The sequence below is a fragment of the Geodermatophilus sp. TF02-6 genome (assembly GCF_003319115.1).
GTDB lineage: Bacteria > Actinomycetota > Actinomycetes > Mycobacteriales > Geodermatophilaceae > Geodermatophilus.
Genome location: NZ_QOHF01000025.1, coordinates 19,071 through 33,564, shown reverse-complemented (window position 1 = coordinate 33,564; position 14,494 = coordinate 19,071). Strand labels below are relative to the sequence as shown.

The following is a 14,494-nucleotide window of genomic DNA, read 5'->3' as shown; positions in this document are numbered from 1 at the left end:
TGCGAAGGGTGGGGAGGACGGGGTCCTTCTACGAGGGGTGGGCAGGACGGGGTCCTCCTACCTGCAGGAGGGCCGGCCGGTCAGCCGTGTGGCAGCGCCAGCGGCACCGGTCGCTTGGCGGCGCGGCCGTCCCCCGAGGAGCGGCCGCGCAGCCGCCGGCCCACCCACGGCGCGACGAAGCCGCGCACCCACGCCGCCTCCTCGGCCACCGCGGTCCGCAGCGGGCGGGGCGGCTGCGGGGGCAGCGGGGTGCGCCACCCGTCGTCCACCTGCAGCCCGAGCGCGGTGGCCGCGGCCAGCGCCGTCCGCCGGTGGCCCTCGGCGGTGAGGTGGATGCGGTCGCCGTCCCACATCCGCCAGTCCTGGATCCAGGCCGCGCCCCACTGGTCGAGGACGACGGCGCCGTGCCGGGCGGCGATCGACCACAGCGAGGTGTTGAACACCGCGACCCGCCCGCGGGTGCGGCGGATGATCGGCGTCTGGCGGGGGTCGACCCCGGTCGCCAGCAGCACGTCGGCGCCGGCGGCCCGGAACCGCGCGACGGCGTCCTCCAGGTCGGCGGCCAGCCGGTCGGGGTCGGCGCCGGGGCGCAGCAGGTCGTTGCCTCCGCCCACCAGGCTCACCAGGTCCGGCTCGGCGGCCAGCGCCACCGGCACCTGCTCGGTCAGCACCTGCCCGAGCAGCCGGCCGCGGACGGCGAGGTTGGCGTACTCCAGCTCGCCGTCGGCCGCGGCCGCCAGGTGCTCGGCCAGCCGGTCGGCCCAGCCGCGGAACTCCCCCGGCCGCTGCGGATCGGGGTCGGCCAGCCCCTCGGTGAAGGAGTCGCCGAGGGCGACGTAACGGCGCCAGGAGGTGCGGGTGGGCTGGAGGTGCACGCCCTCCACTCCAGCACGGTGCGCGCGCCGGCGTGGTCACGGGCGCCCGTGACCGCGCCCACAGCCGGTCTGAGAGGCTGCCCGGCGTGCGGACGACGGAGAGCAGGGAGGTCTACCGCAACCGGTGGATCCGGGTGCGGGAGGACCGGGTCGAGCTCGCGGACGGCTCACCCGGCGTGTACGGGGTGGTGGAGAAGCCGCACTTCGCGCTGGTCCTGCCGTACGCCGACCACGGGTTCTGGCTGGTCGAGCAGTACCGGTACCCGCTGGGCCGCCGCTCCTGGGAGTTCCCGCAGGGCACCTGGACGGCCGGCGCCACCGGCACCCCCGAGGAGCTGGCCCGTGCCGAGCTGGCCGAGGAGACCGGGCTGCGCGCCGGGTCGCTGCGCCACCTCGGGCACGCAGACCTCGCGCCCGGGCTCTCCACCCAGGAGTTCGACGTGTGGCTGGCCACCGACCTGACCGCCGGCCCGATCGCCCGCGAGGCCACCGAGGCGGACATGCGCTGCGCCTTCGTGCCCGAGTCGCAGCTGCGGGCGATGGTCCGCGACGGGCGGTTCACCGACGGTCCCAGCCTCGCCGGGTACGGCCTGCTGCTGCTCGACCGGGCCTGAGGAGGAACCCCGTCCTCCCACCCCTCGGAGAAGGACCCCCTGCCCCCCACCGGGGAAGGACCGCGTCCTCCTCACCCCTCGGAGAAGGACCCCCTCCTCCCCACCCCTCGCAGGCTCGGGGTGGTACCCGGGAGGGGGCCGGAGCCTCGGGACGGGGCCGCGGCGGGACCCTGCAGGGGGCCGGGGACCCGGGACGGGGCCGCGGCGAGCCTCTGGACGCGGCCGGCCCGGGACGGGTCCGGCCGGCTGTGGTCGACTGGCCGCCATGCCGGTCGACCCTCCGACGTTCGCCGAGGCCCTCCGCCAGTACGCCGCGGGGGTGTGCCTGCTGACCGTCCGGGACGACATCGACGACGTCGGGACCACGGTCTCCTCGGTGATGAGCGTCTCGCCCGCTCCTCCGCTGGTCGCCGTCGGGCTGGCCGCGGACGGCTACCCGGCCGAGGTGCTCGAGCAGGTGGGCCGCTGCGGGCTGACCGTGCTGGCCGCCCGGCACGCGATCGTGGCCAGCCGGTTCTCCTCGGCGGGCCGGCCCAGCGCCCGCCACCTGCTGGAGTCGGTGCCGTGGCGCCGCGCGGCCGGCAGCGGCGCCATCGTGCTCGACGACGGGCTGGCCGCCCTGGACTGCCGGCTGGCGCGGCTGGTCGCGGCCGGCGACCACGTGCTGGCGCTGCTCGAGGTCGATGACGTCCCCGTGCTGACCGGCGACGGCAGCCCGCTGGTGCGGCTGCGCGGCCGCTACGTCGAGGCGTCCGGGGAGCCGGCCGGCCGGCAGTGACCCCATCCCTCCCCCACGGCCCGCTGCAGGGTCGCGCCGCTGGCCCCGTCCCGGGCAGGCCCCGTCCAGAGGCTCGCCGCCGGCCCCGTCCCGAGGCTCGCTCCGCGCGGAGCGAGGGGTGAGGAGGACGGGGCCCTTCCCCGGTGGGGGGCAAGGGGTCCGTCAACTAGCGTCAAGGGCGATGACCGAGCCGCTGAACCCCTCCGCCTCCGCGGTCCGTCGTGCGCTGGTGCGCGCCGAGCGGGGGGTGACCCTGGATGCCGTCGAGGCCGAGACCCTGTTGCATGCCCGGGGGCTGGGTGCGGGTGAGCCGCTGGAGCGGCTGCTGGCCGCGGCCGGGCGGGTGCGCGATGCCGGGCTGGCCTCGGCCGGGCGGGCGGGGGTGGTGACCTACAGCCGCAAGGTGTTCATCCCGCTCACCCACCTGTGCCGCGACCGGTGCCACTACTGCACGTTCGTGACCACGCCGGGCGCGCTGCGCGCCGAGGGCAGGGCGCCGTTCCTCTCCCCTGACGAGGTGCTGGAGATCGCCCGGGCGGGTGCGGCAGCCGGCTGCAAGGAGGCGCTGTTCACCCTGGGCGACCGCCCGGAGGACCGCTGGCCGGTGGCCGCCGAGTGGCTGGCCGCGCACGGCTTCGACTCGACGCTGGCCTATCTGCGGGCGATGGCGATCGGGGTGCTGGAGCAGACCGGCCTGCTGCCGCACCTCAACCCCGGCGTGCTCTCCTGGGAGGAGATCCAGCGGCTCAAGCCGGTGTCGGCGTCGATGGGGATGATGCTGGAGACCACCGCCGCCCGGCTGTGGTCCAAGCCGGGCGGTGCGCACCACGGCAGCCCCGACAAGGAGCCCGCCGTCCGGCTGCGGGTGCTCGAGGACGCCGGGCGCAGCGCCGTGCCGTTCACCACCGGCGTGCTGCTGGGCATCGGCGAGACCCCCGCCGAGCGGGTGGATGCCATCGGCGCGATCCGGGCCGTACACGGCCGGTACGGGCACGTGCAGGAGGTGATCGTGCAGAACTTCCGGGCCAAGCCGCGCACCGCGATGGCGGCTGCTGCGGATCTGGTGCTGCAGGAGTACCTCGCCGCGGTCGCGGTCACCCGGCTGCTGCTCGGCCCCAAGGCCCGGGTGCAGGCCCCGCCGAACCTGTCCGACCCCACCGAGCTGGGCCTGCTGATCCGGGCCGGCGTGGATGACTGGGGCGGGGTCTCCCCCCTGACGCCCGACCACGTCAACCCCGAGCGGCCCTGGCCGCACACCGACCGGCTCGCCGAGTTGACCGCGCAGGCCGGGTTCACCCTGCGCGAGCGGCTGGCCGCCCAGCCGCCCTACGTGCGGGAGCCCGAGCCGTGGATCGACCCGCGGGTGCGCCCGCACGTGGCGGCGCTGGCCGGCCCGGACGGGCTGGCGGTGGAGGGTCGCGTGCCCGCCGGGCTGGCGTGGCAGGAGCCGGACGAGGCCTGGACGTCGTCCGGCCGGGTCGACCTGCACGTGCAGGTGGACACCGTCGGGCGCACCGACGACCGGCGGTCCGACTTCGACGCCGTCTACGGCGACTGGGCCGAGCTGCGCGAGCGCACCATCGATGCGAGGTCGGGCCGGTCCAGCGCGCTGGCCGCCGGCGACCCCGCGGTGCACGCCGCCCTGCGCCGCGCCGAGGCCGACCCGGCCGGGCTGTCCGACGAGCAGTACCTGGCGCTGCTGGGCGCCGACGGGGCGGACCTCGCGGCGCTGTGCGCGCTGGCCGACGCGGTGCGCGCCCAGGTCGTCGGCGAGGAGGTCACCTACGTGGTGAACCGGAACATCAACTTCACCAACGTCTGCTACACCGGCTGCCGGTTCTGCGCGTTCGCCCAGCGGCGCACCGACGCCGATGCCTACACCCTGTCGATGTCCCAGGTCGGCGACCGGGTCGACGAGGCGTGGGCGGCCGGAGCCACCGAGATCTGCATGCAGGGCGGCATCCACCCCGACCTGCCCGGAACGGCCTACCTCGACCTGGCCCGCGAGGTGAAGCGGCGGGCCCCGGGCATCCACCTGCACGCCTTCTCCCCCATGGAGATCGTCAACGGCGCCGCGCGCACCGGCCTGTCCTTCGAGGACTTCCTGACCGGGTGCAAGGAGTCCGGGTTGGACTCGGTGCCCGGCACCGCGGCGGAGATCCTCGACGACGACGTGCGCTGGGTGCTGACCAAGGGCAAGCTGCCGGCTGCCACCTGGATCGAGGTCATCACCACCGCGCACCGGGTGGGCCTGCCGTCGACGTCGACGATGATGTACGGCCACGTCGACACCCCCGCGCACTGGGTGGCGCACCTGCGCACGATCGCCGCGGTGCAGGACGCCACCGGCGGGTTCACCGAGTTCGTGCTGCTGCCCTTCGTGCACCACAGCTCCCCGATCTACCTGGCCGGCGTGGCCCGCCCCGGGCCCACGGTGCGGGAGAACCGGGCGGTGCACGCGGTGGCCCGCCTGCTGCTGCACGGGCGCATCGCCAACATCCAGACCTCCTGGGTCAAGCTCGGCGAGGCCGGCACGAAGGCGGTGCTGCGAGGTGGGGCCAACGACCTGGGCGGCACGCTGATGGAGGAGACCATCAGCCGGATGGCCGGCAGCACCAACGGCTCGTGCAAGACCATCGCCGAACTCGAAGCCATCGCCGCCGCCATCGGCCGCCCCGCCCGCCAGCGCACCACCGAGTACGGCACCCCCACCGCCGAGCGGATGACCACCGCCCGCTCCGAGGAAGGCCGCCGCGCGCTCACCCTGTCCATCACCCCGGTCTGAGCCGGCTCCGGGGCTACGGGGCTCGGCCCGGGTGCGCGGCAGCGGCGGGAACCGGCCGGTGACCTGCCGGTACCGGCGGACCGGCGCACCGAGGCGGCGGCCGGGGAGCGGCCCGACCACGTCAGCCGCCGGGCGTCCCGGCAAGGCCAGTGCGTGTTTCCCGCATCCGGGCAGTCCGGTAATGCCCCGGTATGACCCCGACCGTCGTCGTCGACCTGGACCGGGTGCTGCTGGCCGGGGACGCCTCGACGCTGTTCCTGTCCGGCCGGTTGCGCCGGTCGCCGCTGCGGGCCGTGCCGCTGCTGGCCGCGGCGCCGGTGCTGCTGGCCGGCGCGGCGCTGCCGTGGACCCGACCGCTGGCCGCCCGCCTGCTGACCCGCCTGGCCGTCGGCGGACAGCAGGCCGCGGACGTCGACGCGGTCGCCGACGCCTACCGCGCGGCGCTGGCGCACCGGCCCGGAGCCGCCGTCGCCGCCGCGATCGCCCGCGTGCGGCGGCACCGGCAGCAGGGCCACGTCGTGGTGGTGGCGACCGGCTGCGAGGAGACGATGGCGCGCGGGTTCCTCACCGCGGTCGGCCTCGGGGACGTCGACGTCGTCGGCTCCACCGGGTCGTTCCGGCCGCTGCGGGTGCGCCGGGCCATGGGCGAGACCAAGGTGACGATGCTGATCGAGCGCGGCCACCCGCCGCCGTGGGTCGCGGTCTACAGCGACAGCGCCTCGGACCTGCCGCTGTTCGCCGGCACGCCCCGGCCGGTGCTGGTCGACGCCGACGAGGACGCGGTGGAGGAGGTCACCCGGGTGCTCGGCCGCCGTCCGGAGACGGTCAGCTGGCGGTGACCGGAGCCGGCGCCGGGTGCTCCTGCTCCCAGCGGTCCACGGCGTCCCGGTCGTCCCCGGCGGCCAGGTGCCGGCGGATGTGCCCGGAGAGCTCGCGCGGCCGGTCGTGCTCGTCCCTCGGGCGGGCGACGGGGTGAGGTCACGGCAACCGCAGTGGTCGCACGCCGGCAGGCCCTCCTCCGCCCGCGGGGCGGTGTCCAGGCCGTCACCGGGTACAGCGGCGCGGCCGCCCGCGGAGCTGTTCCGCCGGCCGCGCGTGACCCGGGTCACCGGCGGCTGCCCACCTCCGCGGGAGCGGGTCGGCCCACCGCGCGCATGCCCCAGGCGGTGTAGACCGCGGCCACCAGCGCCGTCGCGGACAGCAGCCACAGCCCCGGCCGGTAGTTGCCGACGTAGCCGTAGATCGCGCCCATGACCAGCGGCGGCAGGAAGCCGCCCAGCCCGCCGGCGGCTCCCACGATGCCGGTCACCGCACCCACCTTGCCCGCGGGGGCGGCCAGCGCGACGAGGGCGAACACCGCCCCGGACGCCGCGCCGAGCGCCGCGGCCATCGCCAGGAAGGCGATGGTGCCGGTCGGCGCCAGCGGCCGCTCGAACGCGGAGATGCCCGCGAACACGGTCACGACGACGAAGCAGGCGACCAGCACGGGGACCGGGTGCAGCCGGTCGGACAGCCAGCCGCCGACCGGGCGCGCGATGACCGCCAGGACGACGAAGCCGGCGGTGCGGAAGGCGGCGTCGCCCGGCGTCAGGCCGTAGGCGTCCCTGAGGTAGGTGGGCAGGTAGACGGAAAAGGCGACGAAGCCGCCGAAGCCGACCGCGTAGAGGAACGACATCTGCAGCGTGACCGGGAGCTTGAACGTCTCCCAGGTGCGCCGCGCCACCCCGCCGGGAGCCGTCGGCCGCCCCGGGGCGTCGCGCAGCAGCAGGTAGGAGACGACCGCGTACGCGGCGAGGAGCACTGCGACCAGGACGAACGGGAAGCTCAGGCCGCGGGCGTCCTTGAGCTGCACGGTGGTGAACGCCGAGATGGCGGTGCCGCCCATGCCCATCCCGAACACGCCGAGCGCGGTGCCGCGCTTGGCCGGGGGGAACCACGCGTTGACGAACGGGACGCCGATGGCGAACGTCGTCCCGCCGAGGCCCAGCACGAAGCCGCCGAGCAGCATGAGCGCGTAGGAGTCGCTGGCCACCAGCGCGATGAACAGCACCGGCACGATGGTGAGCAGGCTGATCAGCGGGAACATGACCCGCGCGCCGAAGCGGTCGGTGAGCGCCCCCACCGGGATGCGCCCCAGCGAGCCGACGATCACCGGCACGGCCACCAGCAGCGACTTCTGCACGGCGGACAGGCCCAGGGTCTCGGTGTAGAAGGCGCCGAGCGGGCTGATCAGCGCCCACGCCCAGAAGTTGACCGCGAAGCCGACCGTGGCGACCGCCAGCATCGTCCAGGCCTGGCTCGGGATCCGCTCGGCCGGCTGGGTCGCCGTCCCCCTGCGGGCGGGTGCGGCGCTCACCGCCGACCACCCCCGACCTGTTCGCGGCGACGGCGGCTGCTGGTGCTGCCCGCCTGCTCCCACCCGCGGGCGGTGCGCCGGTTGCCCAGCTGCTGACTGCGGCTGCGGTAGACGATGTAGGGCCGGGTGAAGTAGCCCAGCGGCGCGCTGAACACGTGCACCAGCCGGGTGAACGGCCAGATGGCGAACAGCAGCAGCGCCGACAGCGCGTGCAGCTGGAAGCCCAGGCCGGCCCGGGCCATGAGCTCCGGCTGGGGGTTGAAGTAGAAGATGCTGCGGAACCACGGCGAGACCGTGTCGCGGTAGTCGACGCCCTCGTGCCCGAACGCGCCCAGCACCGTGTTGGAGAGCCCGAGCAGGATCGTCACGGTGAGCACCAGGTACATGAACTTGTCGTTCTTCGTGGTCGCCGAGAACACCGGGCCGACCGTGCGCCGCCGGTAGATCAGGATGGCGAGGCCGACGAGGGTGCAGAAGCCGGCGACGGCGCCGACGCCGATCGCGAACAGGTGGTACAGCTCCTCGCTGATCCCCACCGCGTTGGTCCAGGACTTCGGGATGCCCAGCCCGAAGATGTGCCCCAACAGCACGAACAGGATGCCGAAGTGGAACAGGGGACTGCCCCAGCGCAGCAGCCTGTCCTCGTAGAGCCGGCTGGACCGGGTGGTCCAGCCGAACTTGTCGTACTTGTACCGCCAGACGTGGCCGCCGATGAAGATCGCCAGGCTCACGTACGGGAGGACGACCCAGAGCAGGATCTCGGTGGTGGTGGTCATGCGGGCGCTCCAGCGGGGACGTGGCGCGTCAGCGGGACGTCGTCGTGGGGTGAGTTCATGCGGGCGCTCCAGCAGGCGGGTGCGGGATGTAGTCGGGCGGCGCGAACGGGGTGGCGCCGTAGGGGTCCAGACCGACCTCCTCGGTCGGCGGGCCCTCCTGCGCCAGGCGCAGCACCGCAGCCCGGTCCTCGGCCCGGACCGGTGGCAGCGTGGCGCTGACCGCCTGCAGGACCCGCGCGTAGGGCGAGCCGCGCTCCTCGAGCGCCAGCCGGATGAGCTCCACCCCGGCCCGGTGCTCGGTCAGCAGCCGCTCGCCGCGCGCCGCGTCACCGACCGCGGTGAACTCGAGCACGACCGCCAGGTGGTCGGGCAGCTCCCCGTCGACCAGCTGCATCCCCGCGCGGCCGTACAGGTGCTTGAACTGCAGCAGCGCCATGCCGCGCTTGCGGGTGTCGCCGTAGGCGTAGTAGGTGAGGTAGAGGCTGCAGCGCCGACGCAGGTCGAAGGTCTCCACGTAGTCGGCCTGCAGGTCGCAGAGCGGCGTGGTCTCCAGGTGGTCGAGGAACCGGCCCAGCGGCCCGGCCAGCGCCGGGGACAGCGAAGCGACGGCGGCGCGCAGCAGGCGCAGCCGACCGAGCAGCTCCTCGTCCGGGTAGCCCAGCAGCAGGGACGCCGCCTGCCGGGCGGCGGCCAGCTGCGCCGCGGACCCCGCCGTCGCGGACGGACGGCGCCTCACGGCTTGGGCTCCGTGACGCTGGGCGCGCCCGGCTGGTCCCCGCCGCCGTCCGGACCGTGCAGCACGGGGGTCTGCTCGGGCCGGGGCGGGAACATCCCCTCGGGCGAGCCCTTGCCGTCCCAGTTGAGCAGGTTGACCCGCTGCTCCTTGTCCTGCGGCGTCGCCGGCGTGTCGCTGAGCTGCCGGCTGGCCAGCATCTGGAAGTTCTCCACCGCGATGGGGGTGGCCCCGCCCGACATCTCACCGAAGGGGCCCGAGCCGCCCATGCCCGGGCCGCCCTCGTAGTCCAGCGAGCAGCCGGCGTCGAGCTCCTCCATCCCGGGGCCGGCCTCGGAGTGCGCGGTCGGGATGACGTAGCGCTCGTCGTACTTGGCCACGGCCAGCAGCCGGTGCAGGTCCTGGATGTCGCGGCCGGTCATGCCGACCGCGGCGGCGATCGACTCGTCGGCGGGCCGGCCCAGGTTGAGGTCGCGCATGTAGGACCGCATCGCCCCGAGCTTCCGGAGCACGCCGGTGACCCGGGCGGTGTCGCCGGCGGTGAACAGCTCGGCGAGGTACTCGACGGGAATCCGCAGCGCCTCGATCGCGCCGAAGACGTTGCCGGCGTCCTCCCCGTCGTGGCCGGTCTCGGTGAGGGCGTCGACGACCGGCGACAGCGGTGGGATGTACCAGACCATCGGCATGGTCCGGTACTCCGGGTGCAGGGGCAGCGCGACCTCGTAGCGGTTGATCAGCGCGTGGATCGGGGAGCGCTGGGCGGCGTCGATCCAGTCCCGCGGGATGCCGGCCTGCTGTGCGGCCCGGATCACCTCGGGCTCGTTCGGGTCGAGGATCAGCGAGCGCTGCGCCGCGTAGAGGTCCTTCGGATCCGGCGTCGCGGCCGCCTGCAGGACTCGGTCGGCGTCGTAGAGGACGATGCCGATGTAGCGCAGCCGGCCGACGCAGGTCTCCGAGCACACCGTGGGGATGCCGACCTCGACCCGCGGGAAGCAGAAGGTGCACTTCTCGGCCTTGCCGGTGCGGTGGTTGAAGTAGACCTTCTTGTACGGGCAGCCGGTGATGCACATCCGCCAGCCGCGGCAGCGGTCCTGGTCGACCAGGACGATGCCGTCCTCGGCCCGCTTGTAGATCGCCCCCGACGGGCAGGACGCCGCGCACGAGGGGTTGATGCAGTGCTCGCAGATGCGCGGCAGGTAGAACAGGAAGGTCTGCTCGAGCTTCTCCGTGACCTGGGCGGACACCTTTCGCAGCACCGGGTCGGCCCGGGTCAGCTCGGGGGCGCCGCCGAGGTTGTCGTCCCAGTTGGCGCTCCACTCCACCTTCATCGGCTCGCCGGTCAGCAGCGACCGCGGCCGGGCCACCGGGGTGTGTTCCTGCACCGGTGCGCTGGTGAGCGTCTCGTAGTCGTAGGTCCAGGGCTCGTAGTAGTCCCGCATCGAGGGCTGCACGGGGCTGCCGAAGATGGTGAGCAGCCGCTTGAGCCGGCTCCCGGTGCGCAGCCGCAGCCGCCCGCCCCGGCCGACCTCCCAGCCGCCCTTCCACTTCTCCTGGTCCTCGTAGGTGCGCGGGTAGCCCTGCCCCGGGCGGGTCTCGACGTTGTTGAACCAGACGTACTCGACGCCGGAGCGGTTGGTCCACGCCTGCTTGCACGTGACCGAGCAGGTGTGGCACCCGATGCACTTGTCGAGGTTCATGACCATGCCCATCTGGGCCATGACGCGCATCAGCACCCACCCCCGAGGGCCGAAGTGGCCACGAAGGCCCCTCTCCGAGCGGCCTTCGTGGCCACTTCGGCCCCGGACCGCGGAGTGTTGTCGCTCGGGGGCATCAGTACTGCACCTCCTGGCTGCGGCGGCGGATCACGGTGACCTCGTCGCGTTGGTTGCCCGTGGGCCCGAGGTAGTTGAAGGCGAAGGACAGCTGCGCGTAGCCCCCGATCAGGTGGGTGGGTTTGAGGAACAGCCGGGTCAGCGAGTTGTGGATGCCGCCCCGCTTGCCCGAGGTCTCGGCCCGGGGGACGTCGATGAGCCGGTCCTGGGCGTGGTGCATGTAGACCGTGCCCTCGGGCATCCGCGAGCTGACGATCGCGCGGGCGACGACGACCCCGTTGCGGTTGACCGCCTCGACCCAGTCGTTGTCCCGGATCCCGACCTTCGCCGCGTCCTGGGTGCTCATCCAGATGCTCTGCCCGCCCCGCGACAGCGACAGCATGAACAGGTTGTCCTGGTACTCGGAGTGGATCGACCACTTGCTGTGCGGGGTGAGGTAGCGCACCGTGATGCCCAGCTCCCCGGTCGCGCCGAGCTGCGGCTCGCCGAAGAGGGTGTGCATGTCCAGCGGCGGGCGGAACACCGGCAGGTTCTCCCCCGCCTCGGTCATCCAGTCGTGGTCGAGGAAGAACTGCATCCGCCCGGTGAGGGTGTGCCAGGGCTTGAGCCGCTCGACGTTGATGGTGAACGGCGAGTAGCGACGGCCGCCGGTCTCGCTGCCCGACCACTCCGGCGAGGTGATGACCGGCGTGGGCCGCGCCTGGGTGTCGGCGAAGGTGACCAGCTTGCCCTCGTTCTCGGCGGCCAGGTCGGCCATCCGGGTGCCGGTGCGCTGCTCGGAGAAGCGGAAGCCCTGGGTGGCCAGCCGCCCGTTCGTCGTCCCGGACAGCGCGAGGATCGCCTCGCACCAGTGGACATCGCGGGTCAGCGCCGGCTGCCCCTCGGCGGCCCCGGCGCGGACGACGCCGTTCTTGTGCCGCAGGTAGTCGGCCTCCCGGTCCGGCCTGGTCGTGACCCCCTTGACCTGCAGGCCGAGCTCCTCCACCAGCGGGCCGAGCGCGGCCCACTTGTCCGCGACGGCGGCGTAGTCCCGCTCCTGGACGATGACCTTCGGCATCGTCTTCCCCGGCACCGGGTCGCACTCGCCGGCCCCCCAGTCGCGCACCACGCCGCGCGGGTTGGCCATCTCGTCGGGGGTGTCGTGCAGCAGCGGCACGGCCACCAGGTCGCGCCGCACGCCGAGGTGGGTCGCGGCCAGCCGGCTGAACGCCCGGGCGATGCTGCCGAAGGCGTCGAAGTCGGTGCGGGTCTCCCACGGCGGTGCGATGGCCGGGTTGAACGAGTGCACGTAGGGGTGCATGTCCGTGGTGTTGAGGTCGTGCTTCTCGTACCACGTGGCGGCCGGCAGGGTGATGTCGGCGAAGACGGTGGTGCTGGTCATCCGGAAGTCCAGCGCCAGCAGCAGGTCGAGCTTGCCCCGGGGCGCCTCCTCCCGCCAGACGACCTCCCGCGGCCGCGCCTCCGGGGGAGCCTCCTGCGCGCGCAGGGAGGAGTCGGTGCCCAGCAGGTGCTCGAGGAAGTACTCGTTGCCCTTCGCCGACGAGCCGAGCAGGTTGGCCCGCCAGGCGGTGAGCACCCGGGGGAAGTTCTCCGGGGCGTCGGGGTCGGTGCAGGCGAACCGCAGCCGCCCGGCGCGCAGCTCGTCGACGACGTGCGCGGTCGGTTCCTTGCCGGCCGCGGCCGCCTCGTCGGCCAGGTCCAGCGGGTTGCGGTCGAAGGTCGGGTACGACGGCATCCAGCCCATCCGGGCCGACGAGGCCAGCACGTCGGCCGGCGTGCGCCCGGCGAACCGCCCCGCTCCCAGCGGCGAGGCGAACCCGTCGAGCGTGGTCCGGTCGTAGCGCCACTGGTCGGTGTGCAGGTACCAGTAGGCGGTCTGGATCATCTGCCGGGGCGGGCGCGCCCAGTCCAGCGCCGAGGCCAGCGTCATCCACCCGGTGACCGGCCGGCACTTCTCCTGGCCGACGTAGTGCGCCCAGCCGCCGCCGTTGACGCCCTGGCAGCCGGTGAGCGTGGTGAGGGTGAGGAAGGCCCGGTAGATCGTGTCGGAGTGGAACCAGTGGTTGGTCCCCGCGCCCATGATGATCATGGAGCGACCGCCGGAGTCGGCGGCGTTCTGGGCGAACTCCCGGCCGATCCGCGCCGCCGCGGCCGCGGAGACACCGGTGAACTGCTCCTGCCAGGCCGGCGTGTAGGGCTGGCTCGGGTCGTCGAGGCCGGCCGGCCACTCCCCCGGCAGCCCGGCGCGGGCGACGCCGAATTGCGCGAGCAGCAGGTCGTAGACCGTCGTCACCAGGTGCTTGCCGATGCGCCGCACCGGGACGCCGCGGCGCATCGTCGCGCCCTCGCCGCGCGGGGTGTCGAAGCGGGCCAAGTCGACCGGGGCGGTCTCGGCGCCCTCCCGGTAGAGGGACAGCAGCGGGTCGACGTCGGCCAGGTCGAGGTTCCAGCGGCCCTTGCCGTCCTCACCGAAGCGGAAGCCGAGCGAGCCGCCGGGCACCACCGGCCGGTCGGTGCCGGAGTCGATGAGGACCGTCTTCCACTCGCTGTGCTCGCCGACGTCCCCGAGGTCGGCGGCGGTGAGGAACTTGCCCGGCGCGTAGCCGTCCCCGCGGGGGGTGAGGGTGAGCAGGAACGGCAGGTCGGTGTAGCGCTTGACGTACTCGGTGAAGCGCGGGACCTGCCGGTCGACGAAGAACTCCCTGAGGACGACGTGTCCCATGGCCATCGCCAGCGCGCCGTCGGTACCCGGGTGCGGGGCCAGCCAGTCGTCGGCGAACTTGGTCGCGTCGGAGTAGTCCGGGCTCATGACGACGACCTTCTGGCCGCGGTAGCGGGCCTCGGTCATCCAGTGCGCGTCCGGCGTCCGGGTGACCGGCACGTTGGAGCCCCACAGGACCAGGTAGGCGGCGTCCCACCAGTCGCCGGACTCGGGGACGTCGGTCTGGTCGCCGAACACCTGCGGGGAAGCCACCGGCAGGTCGGCGTACCAGTCGTAGAACGACAGCATGGGAGCGCCGATGAGCGCCATGAACCGCGATCCGGCGGCGTGCGACACCATCGACATCGCGGGGATCGGCGAGAAGCCGGCGATGCGGTCCGGGCCGTACTCCTTGATGGTGTGCACGTGCGCGGCGGCGATCATCTCGGTCGCCTCGTCCCAGCTGGCCCGGACGAGTCCGCCCTTGCCCCGCTGGGACTTGTAGGTGCGCGCCCTCTCCGGGTCGGAGACGACGTCGGCCCAGGCCAGCACCGGGTCACCGAGGCGCTGCTTCGCCTCGCGGTACATCTGCAGCAGCGAGCCGCGGACGTAGGGGTAGCGGACCCGCGTGGGCGAGTAGGTGTACCAGGAGAAGGCGGCTCCCCGGGGGCAGCCGCGAGGCTCGTACTCCGGCCGGTCCGGGCCGGTGGACGGGTAGTCGGTCTGCTGCGCCTCCCAGGTGATGATCCCGTCCTTGACGTAGACCTTCCACGAGCACGAGCCCGTGCAGTTGACCCCGTGCGTGGAGCGGACGACCTTGTCGTGGCTCCACCGGTCCCGGTAGAAGCTGTCGGCGTCCCGGCCGCCGATCTGGTACAGCGCCCGCAGGTCCGGGCTGACGTCCCCCTTGCGGAAGAAGCGCGAGGTGCGGACGAGGGCCTCGGACAGCTCGCCGTCGAAGCCGGCACCTCCGTCCGACGTCGTCGGTGCCCCGGTGCGGGTGCTGGTCACGACTCCCCCTGCGTCCTCGGCCGGCGCCGGAGC

Annotated in this window: 10 protein-coding genes; 4 read left to right on the top strand and 6 right to left on the bottom strand. The window is 73.9% G+C overall.

Annotated elements, in window-relative coordinates:
- Positions 1 to 80 precede the first annotated feature (80 nt).
- Positions 81 to 875 (bottom strand): SGNH/GDSL hydrolase family protein, encoded by a 795-nt coding sequence (locus DQ238_RS19145; protein WP_113782839.1) that lies wholly within the window; start codon positions 873 to 875, stop codon positions 81 to 83.
- Positions 876 to 961: 86 nt separating this feature from the next.
- On the opposite strand from DQ238_RS19145, the gene DQ238_RS19140 reads away from it, so the two are divergent.
- From DQ238_RS19140 to DQ238_RS19125, 4 genes are all read left to right on the top strand, one after another.
- A complete protein-coding gene (locus DQ238_RS19140) occupies positions 962 to 1,489 on the top strand; it encodes an NUDIX hydrolase (protein ID WP_113782838.1) in 528 nt (175 codons plus the stop codon).
- A 265-nt stretch (positions 1,490 to 1,754) separates the two neighbouring features.
- On the top strand, positions 1,755 to 2,267 hold the full coding sequence (locus tag DQ238_RS19135) for a flavin reductase family protein (protein ID WP_113782837.1): 513 nt from the start codon (positions 1,755 to 1,757) through the stop codon (positions 2,265 to 2,267).
- 181 nt (positions 2,268 to 2,448) lie between these two features.
- Entirely contained in the window at positions 2,449 to 5,052 is a 2,604-nt protein-coding gene (locus DQ238_RS19130; protein ID WP_113782836.1) for a bifunctional FO biosynthesis protein CofGH, read from the top strand.
- A 191-nt stretch (positions 5,053 to 5,243) separates the two neighbouring features.
- Complete coding sequence (locus tag DQ238_RS19125; protein WP_113782835.1) at positions 5,244 to 5,891, top strand: HAD family hydrolase; 648 nt, start codon at positions 5,244 to 5,246, stop codon at positions 5,889 to 5,891.
- Between the two features lie 266 nt (positions 5,892 to 6,157).
- Here the strand turns inward: DQ238_RS19125 and DQ238_RS19120 are convergent, their stop codons facing one another.
- The 5 genes from DQ238_RS19120 to DQ238_RS19100 all read right to left on the bottom strand — a co-directional run bounded on the left by DQ238_RS19120 (position 6,158) and on the right by DQ238_RS19100 (position 14,461).
- Positions 6,158 to 7,408, bottom strand: a complete 1,251-nt coding sequence (locus tag DQ238_RS19120) for a nitrate/nitrite transporter (RefSeq protein WP_233496107.1) — start codon at positions 7,406 to 7,408, stop codon at positions 6,158 to 6,160.
- A complete protein-coding gene (gene narI / locus DQ238_RS19115) occupies positions 7,405 to 8,184 on the bottom strand; it encodes a respiratory nitrate reductase subunit gamma (protein WP_113782834.1) in 780 nt (259 codons plus the stop codon). The genes DQ238_RS19120 and narI overlap by 4 nt, the downstream gene beginning before the upstream one ends.
- Positions 8,185 to 8,239: 55 nt before the next feature.
- Complete coding sequence (narJ, locus tag DQ238_RS19110) at positions 8,240 to 8,920, bottom strand: nitrate reductase molybdenum cofactor assembly chaperone (RefSeq protein ID WP_113782833.1); 681 nt, start codon at positions 8,918 to 8,920, stop codon at positions 8,240 to 8,242.
- Positions 8,917 to 10,644, bottom strand: a complete 1,728-nt coding sequence (gene narH / locus DQ238_RS19105) for a nitrate reductase subunit beta (protein ID WP_113782832.1) — start codon at positions 10,642 to 10,644, stop codon at positions 8,917 to 8,919. Before narH ends, narJ begins: the two co-directional genes overlap by 4 nt.
- Positions 10,645 to 10,747: 103 nt before the next feature.
- Entirely contained in the window at positions 10,748 to 14,461 is a 3,714-nt protein-coding gene (locus DQ238_RS19100) for a nitrate reductase subunit alpha (protein ID WP_113782831.1), read from the bottom strand.
- Between the last annotated feature and the right edge of the window lie 33 nt (positions 14,462 to 14,494).